This window comes from Amycolatopsis thermophila, from assembly GCF_030814215.1.
Lineage (GTDB): Bacteria > Actinomycetota > Actinomycetes > Mycobacteriales > Pseudonocardiaceae > Amycolatopsis_E > Amycolatopsis_E thermophila.
In genome coordinates this window covers 7,279,097-7,303,694 of the sequence record NZ_JAUSUT010000001.1, presented here as the reverse complement: position 1 = coordinate 7,303,694, position 24,598 = coordinate 7,279,097, and the positions used below count along the sequence as shown (strand labels likewise).

At 72.8% G+C, this 24,598-nt stretch carries 21 protein-coding genes; 9 read left to right on the top strand and 12 right to left on the bottom strand.

Going from position 1 to position 24,598, the window contains the following annotated elements:
• Positions 1-48 precede the first annotated feature (48 nt).
• The 4 genes from FB470_RS35645 to FB470_RS35630 form a co-directional block, all read right to left on the bottom strand.
• Positions 49-3,270 (bottom strand): glycosyltransferase, encoded by a 3,222-nt coding sequence (locus FB470_RS35645; protein WP_306998973.1) that lies wholly within the window; start codon positions 3,268-3,270, stop codon positions 49-51.
• An 8-nt stretch (positions 3,271-3,278) separates the two neighbouring features.
• Positions 3,279-3,848 (bottom strand): hypothetical protein, encoded by a 570-nt coding sequence (locus tag FB470_RS35640; RefSeq protein WP_306998971.1) that lies wholly within the window; start codon positions 3,846-3,848, stop codon positions 3,279-3,281.
• The gene (locus FB470_RS35635) at positions 3,845-4,813 is read right to left on the bottom strand and encodes a glycoside hydrolase family 18 protein (protein ID WP_306998969.1); all 969 of its coding nucleotides are present in this window, start codon (positions 4,811-4,813) and stop codon (positions 3,845-3,847) included. The genes FB470_RS35640 and FB470_RS35635 overlap by 4 nt, the downstream gene beginning before the upstream one ends.
• 119 nt (positions 4,814-4,932) lie before the next feature.
• A complete protein-coding gene (locus FB470_RS35630) occupies positions 4,933-5,520 on the bottom strand; it encodes a TetR/AcrR family transcriptional regulator (RefSeq protein ID WP_306998967.1) in 588 nt (195 codons plus the stop codon).
• A 198-nt stretch (positions 5,521-5,718) separates the two neighbouring features.
• Here FB470_RS35630 and FB470_RS35625 point away from each other — a divergent pair, with 198 nt between their 5' ends.
• Entirely contained in the window at positions 5,719-6,528 is an 810-nt protein-coding gene (locus FB470_RS35625) for a DivIVA domain-containing protein (protein ID WP_306998965.1), read from the top strand.
• 200 nt (positions 6,529-6,728) lie between these two features.
• Positions 6,729-7,139, top strand: coding sequence for a DUF5994 family protein (locus FB470_RS35620; protein WP_306998963.1), 411 nt, complete (start codon positions 6,729-6,731; stop codon positions 7,137-7,139).
• Here the strand turns inward: FB470_RS35620 and FB470_RS35615 are convergent.
• The 6 genes from FB470_RS35615 to FB470_RS35590 form a co-directional block, all read right to left on the bottom strand.
• A complete protein-coding gene (locus FB470_RS35615; RefSeq protein WP_306998961.1) occupies positions 7,130-7,540 on the bottom strand; it encodes a DUF6292 family protein in 411 nt (136 codons plus the stop codon). The genes FB470_RS35620 and FB470_RS35615 overlap by 10 nt on opposite strands.
• Before the next feature lie 686 nt (positions 7,541-8,226).
• Positions 8,227-9,813, bottom strand: coding sequence for a tannase/feruloyl esterase family alpha/beta hydrolase (locus FB470_RS35610; protein WP_306998959.1), 1,587 nt, complete (start codon positions 9,811-9,813; stop codon positions 8,227-8,229).
• A 159-nt stretch (positions 9,814-9,972) separates the two neighbouring features.
• Positions 9,973-10,770, bottom strand: coding sequence for a crotonase/enoyl-CoA hydratase family protein (locus FB470_RS35605; protein WP_306998957.1), 798 nt, complete (start codon positions 10,768-10,770; stop codon positions 9,973-9,975).
• 10 nt (positions 10,771-10,780) lie between these two features.
• Complete coding sequence (locus FB470_RS35600) at positions 10,781-11,824, bottom strand: LacI family DNA-binding transcriptional regulator (RefSeq protein WP_306998955.1); 1,044 nt, start codon at positions 11,822-11,824, stop codon at positions 10,781-10,783.
• Positions 11,825-11,839: 15 nt separating this feature from the next.
• Positions 11,840-12,175: a hypothetical protein gene (locus FB470_RS35595; RefSeq protein WP_306998953.1), complete on the bottom strand. Its 336-nt coding sequence runs from the start codon at positions 12,173-12,175 to the stop codon at positions 11,840-11,842.
• A complete protein-coding gene (locus FB470_RS35590; RefSeq protein WP_306998951.1) occupies positions 12,172-13,056 on the bottom strand; it encodes a DUF6772 family protein in 885 nt (294 codons plus the stop codon). The genes FB470_RS35595 and FB470_RS35590 overlap by 4 nt, the downstream gene beginning before the upstream one ends.
• A 132-nt stretch (positions 13,057-13,188) precedes the next feature.
• On the opposite strand from FB470_RS35590, the gene FB470_RS35585 reads away from it, so the two are divergent.
• From FB470_RS35585 to FB470_RS35570, 4 genes are all read left to right on the top strand, one after another.
• On the top strand, positions 13,189-14,496 hold the full coding sequence (locus FB470_RS35585; protein ID WP_306998949.1) for an MFS transporter: 1,308 nt from the start codon (positions 13,189-13,191) through the stop codon (positions 14,494-14,496).
• A 75-nt stretch (positions 14,497-14,571) separates the two neighbouring features.
• Complete coding sequence (locus tag FB470_RS35580) at positions 14,572-15,501, top strand: AraC-like ligand-binding domain-containing protein (RefSeq protein WP_306998947.1); 930 nt, start codon at positions 14,572-14,574, stop codon at positions 15,499-15,501.
• A 357-nt stretch (positions 15,502-15,858) separates the two neighbouring features.
• Positions 15,859-17,313 (top strand): phenylacetaldehyde dehydrogenase StyD, encoded by a 1,455-nt coding sequence (styD, locus tag FB470_RS35575; RefSeq protein ID WP_306998945.1) that lies wholly within the window; start codon positions 15,859-15,861, stop codon positions 17,311-17,313.
• A 36-nt stretch (positions 17,314-17,349) separates the two neighbouring features.
• Positions 17,350-18,474, top strand: coding sequence for an NDMA-dependent alcohol dehydrogenase (locus FB470_RS35570; RefSeq protein ID WP_306998943.1), 1,125 nt, complete (start codon positions 17,350-17,352; stop codon positions 18,472-18,474).
• 47 nt (positions 18,475-18,521) lie between these two features.
• Here FB470_RS35570 and FB470_RS35565 read toward each other — a convergent pair whose 3' ends face one another.
• The gene (locus tag FB470_RS35565; protein ID WP_306998940.1) at positions 18,522-20,672 is read right to left on the bottom strand and encodes a glycoside hydrolase family 3 C-terminal domain-containing protein; all 2,151 of its coding nucleotides are present in this window, start codon (positions 20,670-20,672) and stop codon (positions 18,522-18,524) included.
• A gap of 84 nt (positions 20,673-20,756) precedes the next feature.
• On the opposite strand from FB470_RS35565, the gene FB470_RS35560 reads away from it, so the two are divergent.
• A complete protein-coding gene (locus tag FB470_RS35560; RefSeq protein WP_306998938.1) occupies positions 20,757-21,374 on the top strand; it encodes a TetR/AcrR family transcriptional regulator in 618 nt (205 codons plus the stop codon).
• A gap of 78 nt (positions 21,375-21,452) precedes the next feature.
• Here the strand turns inward: FB470_RS35560 and FB470_RS35555 are convergent, their stop codons facing one another.
• Positions 21,453-22,799 (bottom strand): MFS transporter, encoded by a 1,347-nt coding sequence (locus FB470_RS35555; RefSeq protein WP_306998936.1) that lies wholly within the window; start codon positions 22,797-22,799, stop codon positions 21,453-21,455.
• Between the two features lie 188 nt (positions 22,800-22,987).
• Here FB470_RS35555 and FB470_RS35550 point away from each other — a divergent pair, with 188 nt between their 5' ends.
• Positions 22,988-23,800 (top strand): sugar phosphate isomerase/epimerase family protein, encoded by an 813-nt coding sequence (locus tag FB470_RS35550; RefSeq protein WP_306998934.1) that lies wholly within the window; start codon positions 22,988-22,990, stop codon positions 23,798-23,800.
• 23 nt (positions 23,801-23,823) lie between these two features.
• Positions 23,824-24,597 (top strand): SDR family NAD(P)-dependent oxidoreductase, encoded by a 774-nt coding sequence (locus FB470_RS35545; protein WP_306998932.1) that lies wholly within the window; start codon positions 23,824-23,826, stop codon positions 24,595-24,597.
• The last annotated feature ends 1 nt before the right edge of the window (position 24,598 follow it).

Below are 24,598 nucleotides of genomic sequence, written 5' to 3'. Positions count from 1 at the left end.
GCCTACACCGCCATCACCCTCCGGCTCCGATGACTTACCGGACACGGCTTAGGCGACCGGCACCGCGGCCGGCACGGTCGTCTTCGGCGACACCCGGGGCACCAGCCGCGGCGCGCGGCGCGCGGCGAGGTCTTCCACCCAGCCGAAGGCGGCCACGGCCACCAGGAGCAGGCCGGCCCACACACCGAACTGCGTCCCCGGCGGCAGGTCCCAGCGGTCGCTCAGGACGACCGCCAGGCCGAGCAGCGCGTTGTGCCACAGGTAGATCGTGAGCACCCGGGCGTTGATCACCTCGAGCACCACGCGGACCCACCGCGCACGGTCCAGCCACCGCAGTCGCGGTGCGATCCGGAGCAGCACGAGCACCGCGCCCGCCGAGATCAGCGCCTCACCGAGCGGGCTGGCGGACGGGTCGAACCCCGCGCCGGGGTCCGGGTGCGACCGGATCCACAGCCCGCCCGCGGCCACCGCGGCCACCGCGAGCGTCGCGACCAGCGCCGGGTGGAGGCGGGCCAGCCTGCCCTCGCGGTGCGCGATGCCGAGCAGCCAGCACGCGCCGAACACCGCGGCGTCCACCACCGCCGCGCCGATCTCGCCGGAGTCCCCGACGTGCGACCCCATCAGCGCGTCGGCGGCCACCAGGACCAGGGGCGCGAGGGTGGTGACGACCGGCCGGGCCCGGACGGCGCGCAGCGCCGGCGGGGTCAGCAGCACGAACCACAGGAACGTGCGGACGAACCACAACACGGAGGTGGCGTCGTCGGCCCAGTCGGGCGCGGGCGGGTCCAGCACCGGGAACACCCAGAACACCAGCCGCGGCCAGGACAGGCCGGTCCAGCCGTGCAGCAGCATCACGGGCACCGCCACCAGCCCGAACAGCCACACCGGCGGCAGCACCCGGCGAATGCGGTGGCCGATCACGTCCACCGGCGCGGCCGTGCGCAGCGACCGCGCGGTGAGCGAGCCCGCGATCGCGAACGCCACGCCCATCGACGGGAACGCCAGGCTCAGCGGGACCCAGCCGGTCGCGTGGAAGCCGATCAGGCTCGCCAGCGCGAGCACGCGCAGCACGTCGAACCAGTGCTCCCGCCGCGCGGGTCCCGTCGTGGCGGGGGGCCGCGACGTCACCGGGACCGGACGGGCCGCCGCCACGGGCCGGACCGGCGCCGGGACCGTCACGGCGTCCAGCGCGCCGGTCCGGCGCATCCGCTGCCAGCGCACCCGCACCCCCGCGGTCGCCGCCGCGATCGACTGGCCCAGCACCACGTACATGAGCTGCCGGTACACCAGCTGCTGCGCCGGCATCAGCCACAGCGGGCCGAGCGGCTCGCGGTCCATCCGGAACGCCAGCGCGGCCCCGCCGGTCTGCAGCGCCATGACCGTCAGCCACAGCACGAGCGTGGTCGCCGGGTTGAGGAAGAACAGGCCGTACACGAAGAAGATGTCGATCAGCGGTGCGCTCAGCGGCATCAGGATCTGGAACGCCGCGACGTGCAGCAGGCCGAACCGGCCCACCCGGCCCGCGGCACCCCGCTGCACGATGGCACGGCGGTGCTTCCACAGCGCCTGCATCGTGCCGTAGGTCCAGCGGAACCGCTGCTGCCACAGCTGCCGGGCCGTCGCCGGTGCCTCGGTGTAGGCGATCGCGCGCTCCTCGTACGCGACTCGCCAGCCCGCCCGGCCGATCGCGATGGTCAGGTCGGTGTCCTCGGCGAGTGTTTCGTGACTCACCCCGCCCGCGGCCACGACCGCCTCCCGCCGGAACGCGCCGGCCGCGCCCGGGACGGTCGTCATCGAGCCGGTGATCTCGTGCACCCGGCGGTCCACGTTGAACCCCACCACGTACTCGATGTGCTGCAGCCGGGTGAGGAAGGTGTCCCGGTTGGCGATCTTCACGTTCCCGGCCACCGCGCCCACCTCCGGGTCGCAGAACGGCTGCACCAGCAGTCGCACGGTGTCCCGCGCGAACACCGTGTCGCCGTCGACCATCACCACGAGGTCGTGGGTGGCGTGGGCGATGCCGGTGTTGAGCGCGGCCGGTTTGCCGCCGTTGGCCTGCCGGATGACCCGCACGCCCGGCAGCCCCAGCGACTCGACCAGGTCGCCGGTGCCGTCGGTCGAGCCGTCGTCGACGACCAGCACCTCGACGGGGTGGTCGCTGGCCACGATGGAACGCAGCGCGACCTCGATGTTGGCCCGTTCGTTGTGCGCGGGCACGATCACCGTCACCGGGCGCGTCACCGGCACGCCCCATCGCCACCGCCGGTGCCGCCGGGCGTGCCCCCGGGCGACCCACACCATCAGGACCAGCCGGGCGATCACCAGCAGGCCGACGCCGAGCAGGATCCACTGCAGGAACTCGACGACCGCCAGCGACGACGCCACGACCAGCAACAGCGCCTCGCCCGCGAGGTGCTGCCCGGAGGCGGCGGGCGGGTTCGCGTCGGGCATGCCGATCGCCTGGCTGACGGTGGTGAACCGGTAGCCCTTCGCCTGCAGCTGCGGGATCAGCCGGTCCAGGGCCGCCACGGTCTCGGACCGGTCCCCGCCGGAATCGTGCATCAGCACCGTCGCGCCCTTGCCCGGTGGCGGGGTCGAGTTGCGCACGATCGCGTCCACGCCGGGGCGCGCCCAGTCGTCGCTGTCGGCGTCGGTGAAGACCGAAATGTAGCCCTTCGCGCCGGCCTCGAGCACCGTGCGGTACCCGAGGTCGTCGATCGCCGACGTGGAGGAGGAGAACGGCGGCCGGAACAGGTGGCTCGTCACGCCGGCCGCGCCGGCCAGCGCGAGCTGCGTCTCGTCGAGCTCGCGCTCGGTGCGCCAGCGCGAGGTGTCCACCAGGTCGGGGTGGGTGAAGGTGTGGTGCGCCAGCTCGCTGCCCTGGTCGTGGATGGCGCGGATCAGCTCCGGATGGCTGCTGGCGCGAGAACCGACGACGAAGAACGTCCCCGGCACGCCGTGTTTGCGCAGGATCGACAACACCTGGGGGGTCCACGTCGGGTCCGGGCCGTCGTCGAAGGTCAGCGCGATCGTGCCGTCCGGGATCGCGTAGGACCGCACCGGCGTGCCGGTCGCGTCGACCACCGCGCCGCCCTCGACCACCGACGTGGGCACGGTCGCCTGGCCGACGCTGTCGTGGGCGAGGTTGTCGCTGACGATGCCGGCGCTGGCGAACCCGGCGACGACCAGCATCACGGCCAGTAGCGCCGCCAAGAGTCCGGCCAGGAGCCAGGACCAGCGGATCCGCCGCCGGCGGCTGCTCTTCACCATGGCGGGTCTCACGGCGCGGACGTGGCCGGCGCCTTGGCGACGGCTGTCGAGGTGGGAACGGTCGTGGTGACCGGCGGTGCGGTCGTCGGCGGCGGCTTGCTCGCCGCGGTGAGCGGTGCCGGTGCACCGCGAGGTGCGGGTTGGCTGCGCGGCGCCGGGACGGAGGACCCGTGGGCGCTCGCGCGCGGCGCCGGCGGCGCGACCGGACGGGCCAGCGCGACGGAGGGCCGGTGGGGCGCGCCCGCAGGCGCCGGTGAGGCGGAGGTCGGCGCGGAGGCCGGCACGGTGTTCGCCTGGAGCAGGGTGAGCGGGGGGCCCGGAGGTGACTCGGTCGCCTCGGCCTGAGCCGGCGGGTCGTCGTCCGGCGCGGAGGTCGGCACGGCCACCGGCGCGTCGAGCTCGGCCGGGTCCTGCCGTGGCTGGCTGCCGCCGAGCAGCAGGGCGACACCGGCGATGTAGACGACCGCGGCGGTCGCGGCGAGTACCGCGAGCACCCGCACCCAGATCCGGCGGTGCCCGCGCGGGTCGACGAACACCGGCCGGACGACGGCCTGCTCGCCGCTCTGCTCGTGTGTCATGCGGACTCCTCGGTGAGCGTGCGGACGAAGTCGTAGGGGGCCTGGGCGAGACCGCTGCAGGTGGCGACGGCCTGCGGCCGGCCGGGGCAGCCGCCGTCGTCCCGGGCCAGCGACCACAGGCCGAGGAAGGCGATGCGGTGCGCGTCGGCGTAGTCACGGACCGCGCGGGCGTCGTCGACGGTCGTGGTGACGCCGGTGTCGTTCCGGCCGGCCATGATCGTCAGGGCGAGGCGGTCGTGGCCGAGGCCGAGGCCGGTCAGCTGGGCCGCGACCGCGTCGGCGGCACCGAGCAACGAGCCGCGCCACGTGCCCGACACCGGGAAGTTCATCAGCATCGCGTTGACGGTGAGGTTCGTGCCGCGCTCGGCGACCGCTCGCACCAGCCGCAGACCGCTCTCCTCGAGCCCCTGGCCGGCGTCGGCGACGGGCAGCGTCAGGGTCACGCCGGTGCCGCGCTCGCGTTGCAGGCGGGCCAGCGCGTCGGCGACGAGGCCGGTGGGCACGCCGGTCTCGATGTCCACGTCGATGCCGTCCGCGCCGGTCGCGTCCAGCGCGGCGGTGTAAGCGGTTGCCAGGTCGGCGGCGGAGGCGCACCGGCTTTCGAGGTAGTCGCCGACCGCGCCCCCGGTGGCGACGGTGATCTCGCCGCCCGCCGCGCGGACCGCGGCGATCTCGGCCGCCAGGCCGGGGTCGGACAGGGGCCGCCCGGCGCCCCACACCGGTTCGCACCGGCCGTCGTGGGCGAGCAGGAAGGCGAGCGCGAACCGGCGGACGGGGGAGTTCCGCACGGCGTCGGCCATCCCGGTCGGCTGGAACGAAACGTCTACATAGGACTCGACCGGGGTGTGCGCGCGTGGTTCGGCCGGCGTCGGGGAGGCACAGGCCGCGAGCAGGAGAACGCAGACAGCGACGAGCGGCCCGCTCGTGGCACCCGGGCGGCGCGACGAGCCGGACGGGTGTCTCATGATGCCCACAGTAGGAAGGGTCGCCTGTGGTCGAGCTGTGAAACGATCTTGACCGGATGCCCGGCGGACCGTGTCAGAATTTCACCGGCGGAGTGTCCGCAGTGGACGATGCGCCGGGGTCAACCTTGATCGCCGGCTTCCGGGAGCAGCTCGACCAGCGCCCGGAGTTCGTCGTCGCGCGGGGTGCGTTCCCGGAACACGATCCGGTAGAGGACGAACCCGGACCAGCTCTCGACGACCGCGGACACCGGCAGGCCGGCGGGCAGCTCGCCCCGCTCGATGCCGCGCCGCAGCAGCTCCGCGCCGGGCTGGAAGCGGTCGCGCAGGATGTCGCGCAGCGCTGCCCGCCCGGGCTCGCCCCGCTCGGTGAGCGCGCCGGCCACCACGCTCGGGTCCCCCAGCTGCGTCAGCGTGCTCACCAGGCCGTGCAGGTACTCGACGGCGTCCTCGCGCACCGAGCCGGTGTCCGGGAGCGGAGGAGGTGCCAGCTGGTCGGCGACGGCCTCGGTGACGACCGCGGCCTTGTTCGGCCACCAGCGGTAGAGCGTCATCTTCCCCACCCCCGCCCGCGCCGCGATCGCCTCCATCGTCACCTGCTGGTAGCCGACCTCGCGCACGAGTTCGCGGGCGGCGCGCAGGACGTTCTGGTGCGCCAGCGGATCGCGTCGCGGCCCCCGCCGCGGACGCGACGGGGACGACTCGCCCATCACGCCTCCCCATCGGAAACGACTAGACGTTACGTATCGTCTCATGTCACGCGGGCTCAGCGCCGACGTCAGCGACGAGGACGAAGGTCGAAATGTGATCACACGGATGGGTGGTGAGGATGCTCGTCGGCCCCTGATGTTCAGCCGAACGGGGAGTGGGCGTTTGCAGTGCCCGCCGTACCCGCCGAGACTCGGGGCATGGTCGACAGTGGTGGCAACGACATCCTGACCGAGCGCGACCCCGGGTTCTCCACGGCGCTGCGCGGGTACGACCGGCGGGAGGTCGACGCCTACATCCGCCGTCTGCGGGCGCGCGCCGGGCACCTGGCGAGCGAGCTGGCGGAGAAGGAGCAGCGCCTGTCCGAAGTGGGCGGTGACTCGTCGGTGCCCCTGCAGGTCGTGGGTTCGGGCAACATCGGCGCCCGGGTCGAGCGGATCATCGCCCAGGCCGAGCAGGAGGCCAAGGAGATCCGCGACCAGGCCGAGAAGGACGCCGCGGAGATCCGCAAGGCCTACGAGGACCAGGCCGACGAGGCCCGTCGGCAGCGCGAGGCGCTCGCGAAGCGGGCCGACGGCGAGGCGCGCGAGATGATCCGCCGGGCGGAGGAGGAGGTCGCCCGGCTGCGCACCGCGCGCCAGACCGTGCTCGAGCAGCTGCTGCGGATCGGGGAGATCATCGACGGGGCGTCGGTCCAGGCGGCCCGCACGCCGGAGCTGCACGCGGCGAGGACGGTGCTGGCCCTCGGTTCCGCCGAGGACACAGTGGACGCCGAGGCGACCGCAGAGCCCGCCGAGCCCGCCGAGTCCGCTGAGTCCACAGAGGATTCCGGGGCGGCGGAGACCCCGGCCGCCGAGGTGCCGGAACAGGCGGCGGACCCGGACGCCCCGGAGGTGGCCGGGCCGCGCAAGCCACCGGAGGCGGGCAAGATCAACCCGGCCATCCTCGCGGCGAAGGCCCGCAGGCAGGCCAGGCAGGACCAGGCGGCCGCGGTGGCGTCCGACGCCTGACCGGCGTCCGGGAGTGGGGGTGCGGCGCGTGCGCGTCGCACCCCCTTTTCGTTCTCGTACGGGGAAAACGGCGACAGCGGCGCGGGTGAGGTGTAGGGTGAAGGAACACCGGGAGCATCCCGTACGCAGGCATTCGAGTCGCGTCGTGCCCGGTGATGGGAGTCCGGCCGGCCCCTCGGCCGGAAGGCAGGAGCACCGACATGACGTCGGGCCCGCGCGTTCGCAACACCATCCCGAAGGTCATGATGACCACTGAGCCGCCCCAGCTGAAATCCGGTTCGCCGGCGAAGCTCATGGCGCCCATCCCGGGATACGTCGACGGGGCCTGGTGGCCCCGAACGCGGGACCTGTCCGCCGAGCTGCCGGCACTGCTCGCGGTGCTGGCAGCCCGGCTGGGGCCGATCGCCGGGCTGTCCTACCACTCCGCCGCGTGGGACCCGGGCGCCCGGCGGTTCGGCTCCGCCGGATCCCTGGTTCCCCGCGGGGGTTACCGCCGCCAGAACCAGGACACGGTGGAGGTGCGGACCCTCTCCGGCGACCGGGTCACGCTGGCGGTGGTGAGCTCCGACGGCGAGCCGGCGCCGGAGAGCCGGCTCCGGATTCACGCGTAGGGCGCGAGCCGTTCGGTGAGTTCCTCGCGCGCGACCGTGGTCGGGAAGTCCGGGCGGGGGGCGCCGGACGGGCCGGTCGCGATGACCTCGGTGACGAACCGGGCCACCGCGGCTGGCGTCGGGACCACGTCGTCGCCGGCGAAGTAGGCCAGGACCACGGGCGCCTCCCCGGGGACGGTCTCGACCGCGACCGCCCACCCGTCCCGCTCGCTCCAGACCAGCATCAGGTCCTCCCCGGGGCGCAGCGTCCAGCGCCGGGTCAGCCCCAGGTAGGCCGTTGCCGTGTCGCTGATCTCGAAGGAGGTCGCCTCGACGGGCACCCCGACGGCCTCGGCCACCGCGCGCAGGTATCCGGCCAGCCCGCGGTTCAGCGGCGGGATCCCGCCCGAACTGTCATCCATCCTGACAGGTTATGCGTTATGCGGTCGCGTGCATCCGGTCAGGGCCGTGGGCCAGGAGAGGTGTCCGGCCCCGGGGGTAGACGAGGTGTGGCCCACCTGCGAGAGGATCTCGTGCCTGCCGCCCCGGCGCCGGTGGAGGTGCCGCGCGCCGCGCGCTGCTGCGGGCGCACGCCCGCGGGGTCTGGCTTGTTCGCGCTCGCCCGCGCCGAGCAGCTGCGACGCTAGTTTCCCGCGAATGCGCGTGGAGCCGGACCGGCTCTACGTCGACCACGGCGACGTCGTCGCAGCGCCCAGCGGGCGCGGGCCCCGGCCTGCACCTCCTCCGCGCGGATCACGGCGCCGCGCACGCCGCCCTCGTCGCGCGCCGCACGGTCATGCCGCCGCACCGTGACGGCGGTCAGGTCCCCGTACGCGCCCGCCGTCCCGCCCGGCGACGCGCTGGACGGCCTCCTCGAGCGGGCTGGGCACCCCGCCGTCACGGGCCGACCTCGCCGCGGACCGCAACGTCTCGCCCGCACCCGGTGCTTCGCCGAGCAGCCCGGACGCGTGGCTGCTGTCCCGCCGTGTGGACGAGGCCCGCGCCCTGCTCGAGCGCACCGACCTGCCGGTGATCGCCGCGCGCCGGCCCGACCTCGGCGGGTCGACCTCCGGCGCCGGCACCACACCGGGCGCCCACCGGCGGGTAGCTACCGGCTGCAGGTGAAGCTCGCCGCGAGGGCCGGGTCGCCGCCGCGGTAGCGGGGCCAGGTGGGGTACTCGCACAGCGGGCGGGTCCGGCCTGTTGCCGCGTCCGTGACGGCCGGGTTCCGCGGCGCCACACCGCGTTCGGTCCAGTTCTCCAGCGCGGTCAGCGAGTCCCAGGCCGCCGGGAACGCCGCGGCGACGTTCGCGTGGTTCGCGCCCGGCACGACGTAGAAGCGCGCGAACTCGTCCGTCGCGCGCGGGCCCACCGTGCGCTCCACCCGCTCGAAGTACTCTGCGGTCGAGTAGTGGCTGACCAGCTCATCGGCGGAACCGTGCAGCAGCAACAGTTTCCCGCCGGCCCGCGCGAACGGCCGGAGGTCCGCGTCGTTCACGTCCTGCAGCGCGGTCAGCTCACTGATGCGGTCCCGCCAGGGGCCGGGGTTGAGCGGGTCGAGCGACAGCGCGTCGAAGCCGGGGTCGCGCGTGACGAAGTACCGCACCCACTGGTCCCAGAACTGGACCCCGTACCCGGCGGTGGACGGCATCGGCGTGGCCGGGCCCACGGTGCCCATGCCGAGCAGCGGGGTCGTCATCGCCGCACCGGACAGGAACGGGAATCCGGGGTAGCCGCGTTCACCGCTGGCGATCCGGTACTTCCACCGCAGCGGTTGCGACAACGCTTTCACCGCGCTGATCTGGGCGTCGGACAGGCAGGTGTCGCCGGTGTCCGCACCGCCGGGGCAGCGCAGCGCACCCGGGTCGAACCGGCAGCCCCGCTCGTCGGAGACCACCCCGTCGGCCAGCCCGTCCCGGCCGTCGCACGCCTGGATCACGCTGCGGTACAGCAGGGTCTGCTTCGCCGGGTTCGGGAACGCGCCGGGCTGCGACAGGACCTGGGCCTCGTAGCCGAAGAACAGGTCGAGGCTCGCGGCGTTCCAAGCCGGGTAGGCCGAGATTACGCCGTCGAAGTCGGCGGGCCAGCGCTGCGCGACCGCCAGCGCCTCGCGGCCGCCGGTCGACCCGCCCGCGAAATAGCTGTACGAGGGGCGGGCGTGGTAGTGCTGTCCGATGAGGAACACCGCGGCGTCCCGGGTCTTCTTCAGCGCGTCCCCGGAGAAGTTGCGCACGGCCTCGTCGTTGACGCCGAACGAACCGTCCAAAGAGGTCGCGGGGAGGTGCGCGGGTGAGGCCTGGTGCCCGGAATCGCTCGCGAAGGTCGCGTACCCGCGCGCCAGCGGGGCCGGCCCGGACGGTCCGAACGGGACGTTCCCGGCGACGTTCGGGATCGTGCCGTCGTAGCCGCCACCGCCGAACATCAAGGCCTTGCCGTTCCACGCCTCCGGCAGCGCCACCCGCATCCTGATGTCCGGCGCGGCCGGGTCCACCGGGTGCAGAGCGGCGTCCACCTGGCAGTAGCCGGTGACGGGCTGCGCGGACGTCACCGTGCCACCGGTGGTGGGCAGGCCGATCGCGGCGGCGGGAATCGCCAGGCCGGCCAGGTCCGCGCAGCCACCGGGTGCCGCGTGCGCCGGCGTCGCGAAAGCCGCGGCCACCAGCGGGAGCACGAGAACGGCAAGAGACCTTCTCATGGACGATCCTCTCCGTCGCACCGTTGCGAGATCGCCAGGTTAGGCGGCGCGCGGGAGGATCCACCATGTCGGGAGTCCACAGCGTCCCGCACCGTGCCGTGTGCTTGATCGACACCCGCACGGCGTGCACCCCCGCGCCTCCACCGGGCGCGGTCGTCGTCACGAGGGGTCGGTGAACCGCGGCGCGCGCTTGTCGAACTCCGCCGTCACGGCCTCCACCTGGTTGGGGCTGCCGATCAACGCCGTGATCTCCGTTTGTTCCGCGGCTAAGCCCGTCGCGCGGTCCACCCGGGCGGTCAGCAGCCGCTTCGCCGCGCGAACGGCGTCCGGGCTGCGCTGCGCGATCGCCCGGGCCATGTCCAGCGCCTCGGATCGAGGGTCCGGCGAGACGCGCGTCGCCAGGCCCAGCGTCACCGCCTCCGCACCGCTCACCACGCGCCCGGTGAACGTCAGTTCCTTCGCCACGTCCGGGCCCACCAGTTCGGGCAGCACCTGCGTGCCCGTCATGTCCGGGATCAGCCCCCACTTGATCTCCAGCACCGACAGCTTCGCGTCCGCCGTGACCAGCCGGATGTCGGCCCCGAGCGCGACCTGCAGCCCGCCGCCGAGCGCGTGACCGGTGATCGCCGCGATCACCGGCACCGGCACCTCCGTCCACACGTATGCCGCGCGCTGCCCGGTCGCCTTCGCGGGACCGTCGGTGGGCGGCAGGTCCACGTCCGCGCTGATCCGGTCGCCGGAGCGCATCGCCTGGAACGCGGCGAAGTCGAGCCCGGCGCAGAAGTCCGGCCCCTCCCCGGACAGGACGACTGCCCGCAGCCCCGGCTCCGTCTTCAGCCGCTCGCCGGCGCGCACCAGAGCCGCGAACATCGCGGGATCCAGGGCGTTGCGCTTGCCGGGCCGGTTGAGCCGCACGTCGGCGACACCGTGGGTGATTTCGATGCTGACTCGCTCCACCGCGGCAGTGTCACCCGGCCGGGCCCCCCGCGACAAGATCACGAGCCGAACCGCGCTCGACGAACGTCGCGCTCAGCTGCACCGTCTCCCGCGGCCGGTCCGGGTCCGCGATCCGCCGCAGCAGCAGGTCCACCCCGGCCGAACCGACGTCGTCGGCGGGCAGCCGGATCGTCGTCAGCCCCGGTTCCAGGTACGCGGCGAAGGGGTGGTCGCCGTAGCCGAGCACCCGCACGTCCTCGCCGATGGTCAGCCCGCACTCCCGGACCGCCTTGTACACCCCGAGCGCGAAGTAGTCGTTGCCGGTCACGACCAGCTCAGGGTGGTGCTCGCGGCTGATCAGCCCGGCCGCGAGCCGGTAGGCGTCGTCGGGGCGCCACGGCAGCGTGGCGCCCCGCGTGCGGTGGCCCGGCACCTTGAGCACGAGCGCGTCCTCGCCGAAGGCCCGCTGGAACGCGGCCGTGCGGGCGGCGACCGTGCTGATCTCCAGGTCCTCCTCGAACAGCCACGCCCGCGTGCCGGGCCCGGCGACCCGCGCGACCGCGTCGGTGACCGCACGCTCGACGTCCGTGCCCACGTAGTCGAAGCCCAGCTCCGGGATGTCCCGGCTGAGCAGCACCACCGGCAGCCCGGCGGCGGACAGCTCCGCCCACACACCGGGCCGGTGCTGGATCGGCACCGCCAGCACCCCGTCCACGCCGAACCGCAGCAGCTGCTGCACGGCGCGTTCCTCGTTGTCCTCGTTCTCCTCGGTGACCAGCAGCAGCACCGAGTACCCGGCGACGCGGCACTGCCGCTCCACGGCCGAGATCAGCGCGGCGTAGAACGGGTTCGACGGGTTGGTGATCACCAGCGCGAGCACCATCGTGGTGCCGGAGACCAGCGACCGCGCGTGGCTGTTGGGCACGTACCCCAGCCGCCGCGCCTCCGCCACGATCATCTCGCGGGTGCTCTCGCTGACCTGGTCCTTGCCCGACAGAGCGCGCGACACGGTGTTGGCGGACAGGCCGACCCTGTCCGCGACGTCACGTAACGTGACCCGCCGAGCGCGTCCCACCAGCCGACCTCCGGATCAACCCTTGCCTACAAGATAGATCCGCAGCTTCGCGACCGCCCCGGGGGCCACGGTGCAGCGCACCCGCAGCCACTGCCCGAACCCGCTCACCGGCCAGGTGATCAGGCCGGGGGAGTCGATGCGGTGCTCGGACTCGTCCAGGGGGCACCAGTGCAGGCCGTCGGGGGAGATCTCGGTGCGGAACGCCAGTGCGCCGTCGGCCTCCAGCGCCTGCACGAAGAACCGGGCCTCGGCCGCCCAGGGCAGCTCGTAGGGCTCGGTCGCGAAGTCCTCGCGCACCACCGTGTTGCGTTCCAGCACCGCCGTCATCGTCGAGCGCATGTCGTGCCTCACCACTCCACCGAGATCAGGACCGAGTCCAGGAACAGGAAGTTCCGGATGCCGCAGTGCGTGCGGACCGAGAAGTAGAAGTTGAGCAGGTTGTCCAGCGTGCCGTAGCGGTCGGGGTAGGGCGGCACCGGCACGTCCCGCATGTCCATCACGCGGTCGTTGAGCTGCAGCTCCACATTGGACCGGGTGCTGGTGTCGATGTCCCAGCGCAGGTAGTGCCAGTTGATCTTCGTCGGCACCTCGTTGACGCACAGCTCGAGCGGCTCGTCGAAGGTGCGCCAGTCGGCCGGGTCGGGGGCGGTGAAGTCGGCGGCGTAGGGCAGCGCGAACCTGCCCTCCACGTGGTCGCGCGGCGTGGGCTCCGGCACCACCGGGTACATCCAGCGGTTCGTCATCTCGCCGTCCAGGTTGGTGTTCTGGTAGCGGATGACGTTGTGGTAGCGCAGGCCGCCGTCCGAGCAGATGTCGGTGGCCACGGTGAACGCGCCGAACTGCGACTCCGACGGGTGCCGGTTGCCGTCCCAGCCCACCGACGACGGCGCCTCGTGGCCGACGGTGGCCTCGGCCTTGAACGCGAAGTGGGTCTCGATGCGGACCCGGCCGCGGCCGGCCATCGTGAGGCGGCGGATGCCGGTCGCGGTGTGGCCGGGGTAGGGGCGGGTGGCCAGTTTGAGCGCGTAGTCCCCGCTCATCGTGCCGTGCGTGCCGACGTCGAAGAACGAGCACGAGGACAGCTGCGGCGGCCGGAAGTCGCGCATGTGGTCGTCCACCGTGTCCAGGTTCCCGCTGCCGTCGTAGTTGCCGAGCAGCTCGGTCCAGCCGTGGGTGGTGGTGTCGAAGGTGTCGAAGCACAGCACCCGGGACAGCGGGTTGTACTTGGCCATCCTGGTGTCATTAACGTTCATGTAGGACAAAACCCGGTCCTTGTCTCTTGACCTCAGCAAAAGCAAACTCGTAGCCTGTCGCCACCATGAACGTTAATGTAGACGTTCGACAGATGCAATGAAGGGTCGGCGATGACACTTCGGATCAGCCGCGCCACGGTCGGCTCGACCGTGGGCACAGCGCTCGAGTGGTACGACTTCTCCCTCTACGGCACGGCCGCCGCCCTCGTGCTGCCGCAGGTCTTCTTCCCGTCCGGCAATCCGGTGGTCGCGACCCTGTCGTCGCTGGCCACGTTCGCGGTCGGGTTCTTCGCCCGGCCGGTCGGCGGCGTGATCATCGGCGTGCTCGGCGACCGGCTCGGGCGCCGCACGATGCTGTTCGTGACGCTGATGGTCATGGCCGTGGCGTCCACGCTGATCGGGGTGCTGCCCAGCTACGCGACCGCCGGGGTGTTCGCGCCGGTGGCGCTGGTGCTGCTGCGGGTCGTGCAGGGGCTGGGTGCCGGCGGTGAGTACGCCGGGGCGATGCTGTTGTCGGCCGAACACGCCGAGACCAGGGCGCGCGGCCTCAACGCCAGTGCGCCGACCCTCGGCAACGCGGTCGGCTCGCTGGTCGCGACCGGGATCTTCTTCCTGACCTCGGCGCTGATGTCCGAAGAGGACTTCACCGGCTGGGGCTGGCGGATCCCGTTCCTGCTCAGCTGCCTGGTCGGCATCGCCGGGATCATCGTGCGCCTCAAGGTCCGCGACAGCCCGGAGTTCACGCGGGCCAAGGCGGAAGGGCGTGACACGCGGGCGCCGCTGCGGGCGCTGTTCGCCACGTCCGGCCGCAAGATCGTCCCCGGGATGCTGATCTCCGTCGCGCCCAACGTGATCAGCTACCTGCCCTCGGTGTACGCCCTGACCTACCTGTCCAAGCAGGTCGGGACCGCGGCCTGGGTCGGGCTGATCGGCATCGTCATCGCCAACGCGCTCAAGATCGTCACCGTGCCCACCGCGGGCTGGCTGTGCGACCGGTTCGGGCGGCGGCCGGTGATGATGACCGGCGCGACCGCCGCGGCGCTGCTGTTCTACCCGTTCTTCTTCCTGCTCGACACCGGCACGCCGGTGGTCATCTGGGCCGCGCTGGTCATGCTGTACACGCTGTGCAACGACCTGACGCTGGCGTCCCAGGCGACGATGATGTCGGAGCTGTTCCCCGTCGGCTACCGCTACACCGGCGTCACCTTCACGCGCGAGATCGCCGGCGCGATCGTCGGTGGGTGCATCCCGTTCGTCGCGGCCGCGCTGAACTCGGCGTCGGGCGGGCAGACCTGGCCGATCGCCCTGGTGTGCGGCGTGTTGTGCCTGCTGTCCGTGGTCGGGGCCCGGTTCATCGCCGAACCCGAGCACCTGCGCGGCGGCCGAGCCGAGCGGGTCGCGACCCCGGCGGGAGGGTGACGGGCGGCACGACGAGCACGTACGATGGCGCCACCCGACCGTCCGTTCGGTCGTTTTCGAGGCGAGGAGGCCGAGGTGGGTGCGTTTCCGGTCGAGCTGGACGCCGACGCCCTGACCAGCCTGGAGTCCTGGCGGGACGTGCTGGCGCGGGCGTTCGTCCCGCTGGACGTGGTCTCGGTCGGGGCCGGGTTCCACGGGCAGGTGCACGCCCGGCCGATGGCCGACCTGCAGGTCTCCGTCGTCACGTCGACGCGGCAGGTCACGCGCCGCACCCGCAGCCTGATCCGGCGCGGCGCGGACGACCTGTACAAGGTCGGGTTGCAGTTGCGCGGTACCGGCGTCGTCCGGCAGGACGGCCGCACCGCGCGGCTGCGGCCCGGCGACCTCGCCGTGTACGACACGAACCGGCCGTACGAGCTGGTGTTCGACGACGATTTCGAAATGCTGGTGCTGGTTCTGCCGAGCCGGCGGTTGAAGCCGCGGGCGCCGCGGGTGGACGACCTGACGGCGGTGACCATCCCCGGATCGCGCGGCAGCGGTGCGCTGACCTCGGCGCTGCTGCGGGGGCTGGACCCGCGCACGGTACGGCCCGGCCCGGAGGCGGCCCACCTGTCCGACGCGGCGGTCGACATGCTCGCCGCGTGTTTCGCCGCCCAGGCCGGGCCACCCGGTGACACGGTGGTCACGGCCGCGCAGCGCTACATCGACGAGCACCTGCCGGACCCGGGGCTGAACCCGGCCGAGGTGGCCGCCGCGGTGCACGTGTCGCTGCGCCACCTGCAGAAACTGTTCGAACGCCGCGGCGCGACGATCACCGGCTGGATCCGCGACCGGCGGCTGGAGCGGTGCTGGCACGACCTGGCCGACCCGGCGCTGGCCCACCGCCCGGTCGGCGCCATCGCGGCATCCTGGGGCCTGGTCGACGCCGCCCAGTTCAGCCGCACCTTCCGCGCCCACTACGGCCGCACCCCGCGCGAGCACCGGGCGGCGCTCGTGGCCGGCTAGTTGTTCTGTCCGGAGAGGTTGGGGACGCGGCCGGCGGGTGGCCGGCCTTCGAGCGTGGCGTGGCCCTGGTGGTGATTGTCGGTGTAGCCGAGGTTGGCGCAGTCGTGTACCGTGTGGCCGCCGCCGGCGGGATGTACCCAGCTTCTTGACGTTCACGTGCACCAGATCACCACGCAGCGGCCACCCGTCCTCGCCGACGCCGCGGACCGAACGCGGTATCGGGGCCGGGTGAGCCGTGCGCGTACCGACAAAAGGCGTGCGCGCAGGTGCAAGACCACCGCCCCCGGTGCGGAGCATCCTCGGGACCGGCGACCCGTCCGGGTCGTGATCGACGCCGATCGCCGAGGAGAACCGCCCGTGACCACGATCGAGACCTTCCCCAGCCGGCTGTTCCTGGCCGGACAGTGGCGCGACGGCACCGGGGGCACGTTCGCCGACCTGAACCCGGCCACCGAGGAGAAGCTGACCGACGTCTCGGCCGCCTCCGCGCAGGACGTGGACGAGGCCGTCGCCGCCGCGCGCGCCCAGCTGTCGGGGGAGTGGGCCGCCCTGACCGGCTCCCAGCGCGGCCACCTCCTCAACCGGGTCGCCGACCTCATCGACCGCGACGCCGAGCTGCTGGCCCGCCTCGAAGCGCTGGACATCGGCAAGCCCGTCGGGCAGCCGGCCGTGCTGGACATGCCCAACGCCGCCCGCACCTTCCGGCACTTCGCCGGCTGGGCGGACAAGATCACCGGCCAGGTCATCCCCACCGACGGCTACCTGGGCCGCCCCACCCACTCCTACACGCGCCGCGAGCCGGTCGGCGTGATCGCCGCGATCATCCCGTGGAACACGCCGCTGATGATCACCGCGTGGAAGCTCGCGCCCGCGCTGGCCGCGGGCAACACCGTCGTCGTGAAGCCGCCGGAGGACGCGCCGCTGTCGATCCTGCACCTGGCCAAGCTGCTCCAGGAGGCCGGCCTGCCCGACGGCGTGGTCAGCGTCCTGCCCGGACTCGGCGGCGTCACCGGCCAGGCGCTGGTCGACCACGGGGGAGTCGACAAGATCAGCTTCACCGGCAGCCCCGAGGTGGGCCGCCGGGTCGGCGTCGCCGCCGCGCAGTCGTTCAAGCGCATCACCCTCGAGCTGGGCGGCAAGTCACCGCAGATCATCCTCGCCGACGCCGACCTCGAGGCGGCCATCGGCGGTACCGCGATGGGCCTGTTCTTCAACCAGGGCCAGGTGTGCGCGGCCGGCACCCGCGTGCTGGTGCACCGCTCGCTCTACGACGACGTCGTCGACGCCCTCGCCGGCGCCGCCGCGCAGCAGGTCCTCGGCGACCCGCTCGACCCGGCCACCACGATGGGCGCCCTGGTCAACAAGAAGCAGCAGGACCGCGTCCTCGGCTACATCGAGAAGGGCCGCGCCGAAGGCGCCCGGCTCGTCACCGGCGGCGCCCGCCCCGAGCGGCCCGGGTACTTCGTGCAGCCGACGATCTTCGCCGACGTGCACAACGACATGACGATCGCCCGTGAGGAGATCTTCGGCCCGGTCGGCTCGGTGATCCCGTTCGACGACCCGGAGGAGGCCGTCCGGATCGCCAACACCACCACCTACGGCCTCGCCGCGACCATCTGGACCCGCGACGTCAGCGCCGCGCACACCCTCGCCGCGCAGGTGCGCGCCGGTGCCGTGGGCGTCAACGGCTGGGCACCGATCGACGCCGCCCTGCCGTGGGGCGGCATGAAGTCCAGCGGCGTCGGCCGCGAGCTCGGCTGGAGCGGCATCCTCGCCAACACCGAGGAGAAGGTCGTCACCGTCGTCCTGTGAGTCCACAGCGGACGAATCGCTCGAGGAGGAGCAAGCATGCCCATCACCACCAAGGTGTCCCTGGTTCGCCGGGCACCCGGCACCTACGAGACCGCGACCGTCGAGCTGGACGACCCGCGCCAGGGCGAGGTCACCGTCAAGCTGGCCGCGTCCGGCCTGTGCCACTCCGACGACCACGTCGCCACCGGTGACGTCCCGGTCGCCGTCTACCCCTACGCCGGCGGCCACGAGGGCGCCGGCGTGATCACCGCCGTCGGGCCGGACACGCCCGGCTACGAGGTCGGCGACCACGTCGTGTTCTCGTTCCTGCCCGCCTGCGGACACTGCGAGTTCTGCGCCCAGGGCCTGTCGAACCTGTGCGATCTGGGAGCCTCGCTCCTCACCGGTGCCCGCGCGGACGACCCGACGAGCTTCCGGATGACGGAGAACGGCAATCCGGTGGGGCAGCAGTGCGGCATCTCGACGTTCGCCGAATACACCACGGCGTCGGTGGACTCGGTCGTCAAGATCGGCAAGGACATCCCCCTGAAGGCCGCCGCGCTCGTCGGCTGCGGTGTACCGACCGGGTGGGGTTCGGCGGTCAACTCGGCGAACATCAAGCCCGGCGCGACGGTGATCGTCATGGGCATCGGCGGCATCGGGGCGAACGCCCTCCAGGGCGCGGCGCACGCCGGCGCGAAGACGATCATCGCCGTCGACCCCGTGCAGTTCAAGCGGGACAAGGCGAAGGTGTTCGGCGCGACCCACGCGTTCGCCACGATCGAGGAGGCGGCCGACTTCGCCCGGTCGCTGACCAACGGCCAGGGCGCGGACGCCACGATCGTCACGATCGGCGTCGTGCGGGGTGACCACGTCGGGCAGGCGCTGGCGTCGATCCGCAAGGCGGGCACGGTCGTGCTGACCGGCCTGGGCAACATCACCGAGGCGGGGGCGCCGATCGCGCTGGGCGATCTGACGCTGATGCAGAAGCGCCTGCAGGGCTCCCTGTTCGGCGAGTCCAACCCGCGGCACGACATCCCCAACCTGCTGCGCATGTACCAGGCGGGCCAGCTCAAGCTCGACGAGCTGATCACCCGGGAGTACACCCTGGACGAGGTGGCGCAGGCGTACGAGGACATGCACGCGGGCCGCAACATCCGCGGCCTCGTGGTGTTCGACTGAGCCGTCGGGGGGCCCGGTGCCCGGACGGGGGTGCCGGGCCCCTCACGTCAGCCGCCGGCCTCCGCCACCAGCTTGTCCACCGCTTCCACCGTGAGCGGGCTGCCGGGGAAGGCGGCCATCCGCCCGAGCGGCAGACTCCCCACCAGGCTGATCGTCGACGGGTCGGCCACCAGGTGCGCGATCGCGCCGCTGGACCCGGCGGCCGCGGCGAACACCTGGCCCAGCAGTGCGGCCCCACGCGGGTCGTTCAGCCATTCGGCCACACTGGACTCCGCGGTCAGCGGCGCCCGCACGTCGTCGCCGGGCACCTCGACCACCGCCGTGGTCCGCAGGTCCCGGGAGGACGCGCCCACCGCGCAGTGGTACTCGCCGCCCTCCACGACCCAGCGGCCGAACCGGGTGTCCCAGTAGGCCAGGTCCTCGCGGGCGATCCTCAGCACCACCCCGGCCGTCTCGCCCGCCGCGATCGGCACGCTGGCAAACGCTTTCAGCTCCCGCGGTGCCCGCCGTACCGCGGAACCCGGGACGCTCACGTACACCTGCACGACCTCGCGCCCGTCCCGCGCTCCGGTGTTCGTCACCGGCACCCGCACCTCGATCCCGTCGTCCGTCACGGTCGCGCGGGCGGCACCGTACTCGAAGGTGGTGTAGGACAGGCCGAAGCCGAACGGGTAGGCGACCGCCTGCTCCCGGGCGTCGAAACCGCGGTAACCGACGTGGATCCCCTCGCCGTAGCGCACGTGCCCGTGCTCGCCGGGGAAGTCCAGGTAGGACGGATGGTCGGCGAGTTCCAGCGGGATCGTCTCGGTCAGCCTGCCCGACGGGTTGACCCGTCCGAACAGGACGTCCGCGATCGCGGCGCCACCGGCCTGGCCGAGCAGCCAGCCCTCCACGATCGCCGGCACCCGCGCCTCCCACGGGCTCGTCCGGACCACGGCGCCGTTGGACAGGACGACGACCGTGCGGGGGTTCGCCGCGGCCACCCGCTCGATCAGCTCGCGATGGGCGTCCGGCAGGTCGAGGGTGTCGCGGTCGGCACCCTCGGTCTCGTGCGCGCTGCCGGCGAACACCAGGGCGACATCGCTGTCCGCGGCCAGCGCCGCGGCCTCGTCCGGGTTGTCGTAGCCGGGGGCGAAACGCACCGGCGCCGATTCCGAGATCGCGGTGAGGGCGTCGTCGAGCCGGGTCGGGGTGATGTGCGAGCTGCCGCCGCCCTGGTAGCGCGGGGTCCGGGCGAACTCGCCGATCACCGCGACGGTTTCGCCCCCGGACAACGGCAGCACGTCACCGTCGTTCTTGAGCAGCACGATCGCGCGTCCGGCGATCTCGCGGGCCAGTGCGTGGTGGGCGTCGGCGTCGTATTCGCCGGGGGGCCGCTCGCCCGCGCGCTCGACCAGTGCGCGCACCCGGCCCGCCGCGGTCTCCAGCGCCACGGGGTCGAGCCGTCCGTCGGCGACGGCGTCGATCAGCGCCCGGTCGCCGGTGTCGTCGGGGCCGGGCATGGTGAGGTCCAGTCCCGCGGCGACGGCGGCCACCCGGTCGGCGACCGCGCCCCAGTCGGAGACCACGACGCCCTCGAAGCCCCACTCGTCGCGCAGGACGTCGGTGAGCAGCCAGCGGTTCTGGCTCGCGTACGTGCCGTTGATGCGGTTGTAGGAGCACATCACGGTCCACGGCCGGGCTTGTGTGACGACCCGCTGGAACGCGCGCAGGTACATCTCGCGCAGGGTGCGCTCGTCGACGTCGGCGCTGATGCGCATCCGGTCCGTTTCCTGGCTGTTGACGGCGAAGTGCTTGAGCGACGCGCCGACGCCGCGGCTTTGCAGGCCGCGCACCCATTCGGTGGCCAGCACGCCGGTCAGCAGGGGGTCCTCGGAGAAGTACTCGAAGTTGCGGCCGCCGAGCGGGGTGCGCTTGAGGTTGATGCCCGGGCCGAGCAGCACGGCCACGTCCATCGCGCGGCACTCGTCGCCGAGGGCCTCGCCCATGCGGCGCAGCAGGTCCGGATCCCAGGTCGACGCGCCGGCCACCGCGGGCGGGAAGCAGGTGGCCGGCCGCCCGGTGACGACGTCGTCCTCGCTCGCCTGCAGCCGGACGCCGTGCGGCCCGTCGGTGAGGGTGATCGACGGCAGGCCCGCGCCCGGGGTGGTGTGCCAGAAGTCGTTGCCGCTGGTGAGGGCGGCGTGGTCAGGCTCCATGCGGCATCCTTACCGATTACCTAGTAGGTGCTAGGTAACCTAGGTGCCGTACGCTGACGCGGTCAAGACGAGGGGGAGGAGCGCATGACCACGGCCTCCCGGCGGGAGCGGACGCGCCTGCCCGCCGCCCAGCGGCGCCGGCAGATCCTCGACGTGGCGACGCGCCTGATCGGTGAGGGCGGGTTCTGGGCGCTGTCGATGCAGGACGTCGCGGATGCGTGCGGTTTGACCGTGCCGGGGCTGCTGCACCACGTGGGGTCGAAGGACGGGTTGTTGCTGGCCGTGCTCGACCACCGTGACGCGGAGGACTTCCGGTCGCTGGCCGGGGAACTCGGGCTCAGCGAGTCCGACGTGCGGCGGGGCTGGCCGAAGGACATCTCGCTGGCCGAGGCGTGCGACGCGCTGGTTCGGCGGAACGCCACGCAGCCCGAAATCGTGCGGCTGTTCTCGGTCCTGCAGGCCGAGTCGCTGGCCCCGGGCCACCCGGCCGCGGCCTATTTCGCCGCCCGCCAGCGCCGCGTGCTGGCCGAGTTCGCGGCGATGGTGCCCGGTCGCGTCCCCGAGCCGGAATCCCTGGCGCGGCAGGTGGTGGCGGTGATGGACGGGCTGCAGATCCAATGGCTGCGCGACCCCGAGGGCACCGACCTGGTGGCGCAGTGGCGCACCGCGGCGGCGAGGCTGTTCACGGACCTGACGCCCTGAACGGCACCGCGGCGGAGGTCGCTGCGCGGCAGCGCCGCGCCCGGCCGGGACGGCCCGGGCGCGCCGCAGCCGCGAGAGTCAGCTCACCCGGTGCGGCTCCGGCAGCGGGGTCTCCGCCGTCGCACGGGCCGCGGCTTCCCGTTCGCGTGTGCTCCACGTTTCGCGCGTCAGCAGGGCCGACACCAGGCCCAGCGCGGAGTACGCGAGGAACAGCAGCGCCGGACCGGCCCAGCCCAGCCACAGGAACAGCAGGGTCGTCACGAACGGCGTCACCCCGGAGATCATCGCCGAGATCTGGTAGGCCAGCGACGCCCCCGAGGACCGCGTCCGGGCCTGGAACAGCTCCGGGAACCAGGCTCCCTGCGAGCCGGCGAGCGCGTTCTGGCACACCGCGTACGACACCACCACCGTGATCACGATGGCGATCACCGAGGCGGTGTTGACCAGCAGGAACATCGGGATCGCCCAGAGCGCGCCGAACAGTGTGACCCACACGTACACCGGCCGCCGCCCGATGCGGTCGGTCAGCCCGCCCCACGCGATCGTCGCGCCGATGCCGATCGCCGAGGCGATGCACAGCGCCATGATCGTCGCGCCGCTTGTGGCCAGCTCCTGCGACTTCAGGTACGAGATCATGTAGGTGACCGCCACCGCGTACCCGGCGGTCTCCGCGATCCGCAGCCCGATGCCGCGGAGCACGTTGCGCCAGTCCTCGCGCAGCACCTGCACGATCGGCGCCTTCGCGATCTCACCGCTGTCCCGGACGTCCTCGAACACCGGCGACTCGGGCACCCGCGACCGCACGATCAGGCCGACGATCACCAGGATCAGGCTCGCCAGGAACGGCACCCGCCACGCCCAGTCGCCGGACAGGTTCACCGACACCAGGAACACCAGGTTCGCCAGCAGCAACCCGATCGGGAACCCGGCCTGCACGATGCCGGTGAACGCGCCCTTGCGGCGCCACGGCGCGTGCTCGTAGGTCATCAGGATCGCGCCACCCCACTCGGCGCCGTAGGCCACGCCCTGGATGATCCGCACCGTCACCAGCAGGACGGGTGCCAGCACACCGGCCGTCTCATAGGTGGGCAGCAGGCCGATCGCGAACGTGGCCAGTCCCATCACGATCAGCGACGTCACCAGCACCGGCTTGCGGCCGATCTTGTCGCCCAGATGACCGCCGATGATGCCGCCGATCGGCCGCGCGACGAACCCGACCCCGAGCGTGGCGAACGCGGACAGCGTGCCGATGACGGGTGACGCGCCGGGGAAGAACGCGTGCCCGAAGTAGAGGGCCGCCGCGGTGCCGAAACCGATGAAGTCGTAGCTCTCGATCACGGCCCCCGCGGTGGAGCCCCAGGCGACCCGGCGCGCATCGGGGGTGCCGTGCACCGGGCCGCGCATGGTGAGCGCTTCGCTGCGCATTGTCGATTGCCTTCCTGTCAGGGGCCGCCCCGACTGTACGTCGCGGTTGCCTTCCTGTTAACAATGCTGGACATAGTGCGGTGATGAGCGCGCTCTGTCAACAACGACTTCCGATGATTAGCTGCGTGTCAGGGGCGAATTCTGCGGGAACCTTGTCTGTTGACACATCTCTGTTAACATCCCTGCTCATGGAGCGAACCGGTTGGCCGGGCTGTTCGACGATCAGCTTCCGGCACCTGCCACTGGCGGCGGCGCTGTCGGTCATCGGAGAGTGCGGTTTCGGCGAGATCGACCTCGGCGCGCTGCCGGGCGTGTGCGACCACGTCCCGTACGACCTGACCGACGAGGCGGTGCGCGAAGTCGCCGCCGAGGTCCGGGCCTCCGGCCTGCGGGTCCGGTCGGTCAACGGCGACATCGGTGACCTGAACCGGCCCCACGACGCGGCCGGGCGGGCCGCCCACCTGCGCCGCCTGCTCGACCTCACCGCGTCCTGCGGTGCCCAGGCCCTCGTGCTGCCCTGCGGTGCCCAGTCCCGCGACCCCCTCACCAGCCTGGACGAGGACGTCGACCTCGTCGCGGCCCAGCTGCACGCCGCGGCCGAAGCCGCGGCGCGGCACGGGGTCGCGATCTGGGTCGAGGCGCCGCACCACCACCGCCTGTGCTGGAACACCGACCTGGCCGGACACCTGGCGCGGCGGCTCGACCCGGCGGTCGGCCTGGTGCTGGACACCAGCCACATCGTCGCCTCCGGCGGTCACCCGGCCGACTACGTCGAGCGGTTCGCCGGCCGCATCGCGCACGTCCACCTGCGCGACGCCACGCCCGGTCACATCCACCTCAGCATCGGCAACGGCGTGGTCGACTTCCCGGCCACCTTCGCCGCACTCCGAGCCGCCGGCTACCGGGGGCACTGTTCCCTGGAGCTGGAGACCCGGGACGTCACCGACGACGAACGGCCGGCGGCCGCGGTGAAGGCCGCGGAATACATCGCCGGCCTGTGATCCCCACGCAAGGAGAAACCGAAATGCCTGACACGCAGCGCACCGCCGTGATCACCGGGGCCGGTGCCCCGCGCGGGATCGGCAAGGCGACCGCCGCCCGCCTCGCCCGCGACGGCTGGGCCGTGGCCGTCCTGGACCTGGACGAGCCCGCGGCCAAGCAGGCCGCCGACGACATCGCGGCCGCGACCGGTGCGCCGGTGTTCGCCCACGGCGTCGACGTCGCCGATGAGCCGTCCGTGCTCGCCGCCTACCGGGCGGTGCGCGCCGAGGTCGACGCCGGACGCCTGCCCGTCGTCGGCGCGGTGATCAACATCGCCGGGATCACCTCGCCGGTACCGTTCCTGGAGACCACGCTCGAGCTGTGGAACAAGGTGATGGCGGTCAACGCGACCGGCACCTACCTGGTCACCAAGGCGTTCCTGCCCGACCTGATCGACGCCGGGTGGGGCCGGATCGTGAACATGTCCTCGGTGTCGGCGCAGCAGGGCGGCGGCGTGTTCGGCCGCACCCCGTACAGCTCGGCGAAGGCCGCCATCCTCGGGTTCACCAAGTCGCTGGCCCGCGAGCTCGGCGACGCCGGCGTCACCGTCAACGCCGTCGCGCCCGGCGCGGTGGACACCGACATCCGCGTGGGGACCACCGACGAGCTCGAGGCGGCGATCGTGCGGAGCGTCCCGCTGGGCCGCCAGGCGACCGCGGCCGACGTGGCCGGCGTGATCGCGTGGCTCACCAGCGAGGACGCCGGGTACCTGCAGGGCACCACGATCGACATCAACGGTGGCTCGTTCCTCCACTGAG

Excerpts from the sequence above, each read along its gene's own strand:
- FB470_RS35565 (WP_306998940.1), bottom strand. The coding sequence starts at position 20,672 with ATGGAGCCTGACCACGCCGCCCTCACCAGCGGCAACGACTTCTGGCAC.
- FB470_RS35585 (WP_306998949.1), top strand. The coding sequence starts at position 13,189 with ATGACACTTCGGATCAGCCGCGCCACGGTCGGCTCGACCGTGGGCACA.
- FB470_RS35640 (WP_306998971.1), bottom strand. The coding sequence starts at position 3,848 with ATGACACACGAGCAGAGCGGCGAGCAGGCCGTCGTCCGGCCGGTGTTC.
- FB470_RS35550 (WP_306998934.1), top strand. The coding sequence starts at position 22,988 with ATGGAGCGAACCGGTTGGCCGGGCTGTTCGACGATCAGCTTCCGGCAC.
- FB470_RS35615 (WP_306998961.1), bottom strand. The coding sequence starts at position 7,540 with ATGGATGACAGTTCGGGCGGGATCCCGCCGCTGAACCGCGGGCTGGCC.
- FB470_RS35620 (WP_306998963.1), top strand. The coding sequence starts at position 6,729 with ATGACGTCGGGCCCGCGCGTTCGCAACACCATCCCGAAGGTCATGATG.
- FB470_RS35560 (WP_306998938.1), top strand. The coding sequence starts at position 20,757 with ATGACCACGGCCTCCCGGCGGGAGCGGACGCGCCTGCCCGCCGCCCAG.
- FB470_RS35555 (WP_306998936.1), bottom strand. The coding sequence starts at position 22,799 with ATGCGCAGCGAAGCGCTCACCATGCGCGGCCCGGTGCACGGCACCCCC.
- FB470_RS35610 (WP_306998959.1), bottom strand. The coding sequence starts at position 9,813 with ATGAGAAGGTCTCTTGCCGTTCTCGTGCTCCCGCTGGTGGCCGCGGCT.
- FB470_RS35545 (WP_306998932.1), top strand. The coding sequence starts at position 23,824 with ATGCCTGACACGCAGCGCACCGCCGTGATCACCGGGGCCGGTGCCCCG.
- FB470_RS35590 (WP_306998951.1), bottom strand. The coding sequence starts at position 13,056 with ATGGCCAAGTACAACCCGCTGTCCCGGGTGCTGTGCTTCGACACCTTC.
- FB470_RS35635 (WP_306998969.1), bottom strand. The coding sequence starts at position 4,813 with ATGAGACACCCGTCCGGCTCGTCGCGCCGCCCGGGTGCCACGAGCGGG.
- FB470_RS35570 (WP_306998943.1), top strand. The coding sequence starts at position 17,350 with ATGCCCATCACCACCAAGGTGTCCCTGGTTCGCCGGGCACCCGGCACC.
- FB470_RS35645 (WP_306998973.1), bottom strand. The coding sequence starts at position 3,270 with ATGGTGAAGAGCAGCCGCCGGCGGCGGATCCGCTGGTCCTGGCTCCTG.
- FB470_RS35630 (WP_306998967.1), bottom strand. The coding sequence starts at position 5,520 with ATGGGCGAGTCGTCCCCGTCGCGTCCGCGGCGGGGGCCGCGACGCGAT.
- FB470_RS35625 (WP_306998965.1), top strand. The coding sequence starts at position 5,719 with ATGGTCGACAGTGGTGGCAACGACATCCTGACCGAGCGCGACCCCGGG.